Origin of the sequence: Bradyrhizobium sp. MOS001, from assembly GCF_004634465.1 — a bacterium.
Lineage (GTDB): Bacteria > Pseudomonadota > Alphaproteobacteria > Rhizobiales > Xanthobacteraceae > Bradyrhizobium > Bradyrhizobium barranii.
In genome coordinates, this window is record NZ_SPVJ01000117.1 from 1 (window position 1) to 4,198 (window position 4,198).

Annotated in this window: 2 protein-coding genes and 1 pseudogene; 2 read left to right on the top strand and 1 reads right to left on the bottom strand. The window is 59.7% G+C overall.

The window, feature by feature from the left end; translation table 11 throughout:
- Positions 1-184 precede the first annotated feature (184 nt).
- Positions 185-1,135 (bottom strand): AraC family transcriptional regulator, encoded by a 951-nt coding sequence (locus CT676_RS43070; protein ID WP_135217290.1) that lies wholly within the window; start codon positions 1,133-1,135, stop codon positions 185-187.
- Between the two features lie 237 nt (positions 1,136-1,372).
- Between CT676_RS43070 and CT676_RS43075 the strand changes: the two are divergent.
- Both CT676_RS43075 and CT676_RS43080 read left to right on the top strand, forming a co-directional pair.
- Positions 1,373-3,042, top strand: a pseudogene (locus CT676_RS43075) (winged helix-turn-helix domain-containing tetratricopeptide repeat protein).
- Between the two features lie 59 nt (positions 3,043-3,101).
- Positions 3,102-4,061 (top strand): MBL fold metallo-hydrolase, encoded by a 960-nt coding sequence (locus CT676_RS43080; protein ID WP_244623530.1) that lies wholly within the window; start codon positions 3,102-3,104, stop codon positions 4,059-4,061.
- Positions 4,062-4,198 lie beyond the last annotated feature (137 nt).

Here is a 4,198-nt window from a genome sequence, read left to right on the forward strand (position 1 = left end):
GGCCAGTCATTGGACGCTCCGACGCGAGACATCGGCCGCCTGCAACGATTGGCGACCACGGCCGCGTGCCGACCTATCCGTTTGCACACACCCAAGACCCATAGCGGTCATGGGACCTTCTTTTGCCCGCCTGCATCCTGGAGCCTTTCTCGCAATGATGCTGTTCCCAGCATAGGCGATGCTGTCAACGTGCACGCCGTCGCCAATTGCTCGGGGTGTCCCCGGTCAGCTTCCTGAAGGCGGCGGCGAACGCGGTCTGGGAAGAATAGCCGAGCGCGACCGCGATCGAGAGGACCGACGCGTCGGTGCCGCGCAGCATGTTTTTGGCCTCCTCGAGCCCTTGCTGGCGCCGCCAGGCATGTGGGGAAAGCCCGGTGCTTTCCTTGAAGGCGCGGCAGAAGTGGAATCGCGAAAGACCGGCATCAGAAGCGAGCGCCGCGAGCGATACGTCAGCGTCGATGTCCGAGTGCAGGCGCTCGATGGCGCGGCGCAATACGACCGGTGAGAGGCCGCCCCGCGTCGGCTGGAACGTGGACGGCGCGCCGACATGCGCCGCCAGCAGGCGCGTGGCCAAGAGGTCCATCAGCTGATGCCTGAACAGTGTATCCACGACGACATTGCCCACCACGGCGTCGGTCGCGGTCAGGAGCAATCGGGATGTAATGGGGTCGGGATGCGCCGTTCGCTCCAGCAGATCGGTCGAGGTGGCGCTGTCGACCTCGCCTGCAACCCGCTCGAGCGTGGCGTGCGGAAGATAGAGTTGGATGACATCGACGGGTTTCGGAATATCCCACCGGGAGCTCGATCCTTCGGGGATGATGATCACGACTCCGGGACGAAACGTACCGATCGCAACCACGCTTCCCATCCGCCGCTCCATGCGCTGCACCGTGCCGTTGTAAGCCATGATGACGTGATGGCTCATGGGCGCGACGACGTCGTGCAGCGGGTCATGCTTCCAGTGGGCGATTCCGGCGCCGGAGGAATCCAAAGCCATGTGAAATGGCGTGGTCCCGAGCACCCGCGCCATTTCTGCACCGGCGGGAGGGCGCTCGGCATGAGCCAGAGTGACTTGGCACGCCTCAGGCGCAACTGACGCGTCCTCCAGGGAAGCGCGCAAGATATGCTTGTTCATGAACGTATCCTCGCACTCGGGAGGCGATGCAGGTGGTAAGCCGTGCCTCGGCTCGGCCAGGTCTGTTGCGTTGATTGCGAACGTCAGTGCGCGTCGAGTGCAGGCGGGCCAACCATTTCTCGAACCCTCGTTCCCGAAGGGTGAGAAAATGTGTACTGTTTCGAACGGAAAAGACCTTGCAGCCGGCCTGAATTGCGATCGAGTTTTCCTTGGCTTCTTGTCCAGGAAGGATCACAAGTGTCGTTTCTATTCGAAGATTATTGTCTCGATGCCAACCGGCGCGAGCTCAAGCGAGGCTCCGAGCTCATCCCCATCGGACCGAAGGTGTTCGACCTGCTGCTCTTCCTGGTCCGAAACCGGGAACAGGTCGTGACAAGGGACGATCTTCTGAAGGCGGTGTGGGAAGGACGGATCGTGTCCGAATCCACGCTGACCAGCCACGTCAATGCCGTGCGCAAGGCAATCGGGGATACCGGCAAGGAGCAACGCCTGATACGGACGGTTTCTCGCAGAGGCTTCCGGTTTGTTGGCGAGATCACCGAGGAAGAATTGCCCGCGCGAGCCTCGGTCACAGACCCAAGTACGGATCTTGGCGTTCAACATGTAAAGAACATTCAGGAGCCAATCAGGGCCTTTGAGGTCGATGCGCCGACGGAAACGCGAGAGGCTGCGCCAGTTTTTGCCGAGGCCGGGAGTCCGCCTCCGCTGCCCGACAGGCCTTCCATTGCGGTGCTCATCAGAATATGTCTGGCGATGTCGAACAGGAATACTTTGCCGATGGAATGGCCGAGGACATCATCACGGCGCTGTCCCGTTTCAAGGCGCCATTTGTCATCGCCCGAAACTCCAGCTTCACCTACAAGGCGCGCGCTGTCGACGTGAAGCAGGTGGGGCGCGAGCTTGGGGTGCGCTACGTGTTGGAAGGGAGCGTTCGCAAGGCGGCAAACCGAGTGCGCATTACGGGACAACTCGTCGATACCGCTACTGGAGCACATATTTGGGCCGATCGGTTTGATGGCGAGCTCGGCGACATCTTCGATTTGCAGGACCAGGTGACTGAAAGCGTTGTCGGGGCGATCGCGCCTGCGGTGGAGAAAGCTGAGATCGAGCGCGCCAAACGCAAGCCGACCGCTAGTCTCGACGCCTATGCCCACTATTTGCGCGGTCTGGCCCGGCTTCATCAGTTTGGTAACCGGCAAGCGAACGACGAGGCATTGCGTCTGTTCAACCGCGCGATAGAGCTCGACCCGGAATTTGCCACCGCCTACGGTCGCGCAGCCTTTTGCTACCTCATTGCCAGGATCAATGGCTGGATTCCGGACACGGCGAACGCGATTGCCGAAGTGAAGAAGCTCACCCAACGGGCAGTTGAGTTGGGCAAGGATGACGCGAACGCGCTCTCCGCTGGCGGGAATGCGTTAGCGTTTGTTGTTGGGGATCTCGGGGTAGGTGCCGGCTTAGTTGATCGCGCGATCGCGCTTAATTCCAATTTGGCTGAGGCATGGAATTTCGGCGGCTGGGTAAAACTCTGGCTCGGCGAGCCGGAATCGGCGATCGAGCGCTTCGCACGAGCCATTCGCCTGAGCCCACTTGATCCGTGGCTGATGGGCATGCGAGCCGGGACCGCGTATGCACATTTCTTTTTGGACCGCTATGACGAAGCGGCATCATGGGCGGCAATGGCATTGCAGTGCAGCCCGGACTATCGGCCTGGATTACGGATCACCGCCGCAAGCAACGCAATGGCCGGTCGGCCGGAGCAAGCACACAAGGCCGTGGCTCGGCTGCGAGAACTCAGCCCCACGCTGCGCGTTTCCAATCTCAAAGATGTGCTTGGCCCTTATCGACGTGCTGAGGACGTCGCGCGATATGAGGAAGGATTGCGGCAAGCAGGGCTGCCCGAATGACCATCTCGGCCCTGTCGTGAAATTTGCAAGACCGATTTGATAGACTCTGTTTGAACAACATGGGTGTCTTCATGGTTCGGCTTCCGGTTATTTTCTTGCTGGGAATTTTCTGTGCGTCACTGAGCAGTTTGAGCGCTTTCGGACAGAGTTGCGGCACAACGCCGCTCGACGTGCAAATCCTCGGTTCTGGTGGCCCCAGAATGAATCCCACTCGGGCATCGACGAGTTATCTGGTCTGGATCGAGGGGCGCGCAAGAATACTCATCGACATGGGCGGTGGTGCTCAACACCGCTTTGGTGAATCGCAAGCCAAACTCGAAGACTTGTGGATGGTCGGAATAAGCCATCTTCATCCAGATCACGTTTCCGACTTGCCAGCGTTCCTTTGGCTGAGCCACGAGGTCCGCAAGGAACCTCTCAAGGTTTTCGGTCCTACAGGCAACGATGCGGCCCCTGACTTTGCGATTTTCCTCAAGAGGCTTTTTGACGAGAAGAGTGGCGCATTTCCAGTGCTCGGATCGGCGTTAGGCGGCTCATACGGGGGCAGCGGCGTGCGGCCCGATATGGGGCGCGTTGTGGCGGGTGGCGTTCGACTTGATGTCGGAGTGATTGACGCTGTCAAAAGCGATCCATCCGTGGTTTTGCAGCGCGAGGGAACGACAGTCACGGCACGGAAAATCCCGCATGGAAATATGCCAACCTTGGCCTATCGCGTGCAGACCGGAAATGTGTCGATCGTGTTTAGCTCCGACCAAAACGGCACCGATCCGGGCTTCGTCGAATTCGCAAAGGGCGCGAACCTCCTGATCATGCATCTTGCAATCGCGCCCGGTGCGAATGTTCCCTTGCACGCAACACCGGCAGTCGTCGGACGCGTTGCCCAAGAGGCTGCGGTCAAGCAGCTCATCGTCAGTCATTTCGGTCTGTTTGAACTCGATGCGGCCATCGCTGATTTGCGAACTGCCTACAACGGGCCGCTCATCGTCGGAGCAGACATGCAGTGTACGCCAGTGCTGTGAGACCCACGGTCCTTCGCTGGTTGATGTCCGGTTATGGCCGATTTTGTTGCAAAAGTCAGTTGAGACGAGCCGGCAAGCGTGATTCCGTTGTGTTGACGCGAATCGCGACGAGGTCGATCCATGATGGGCCGTCTGAA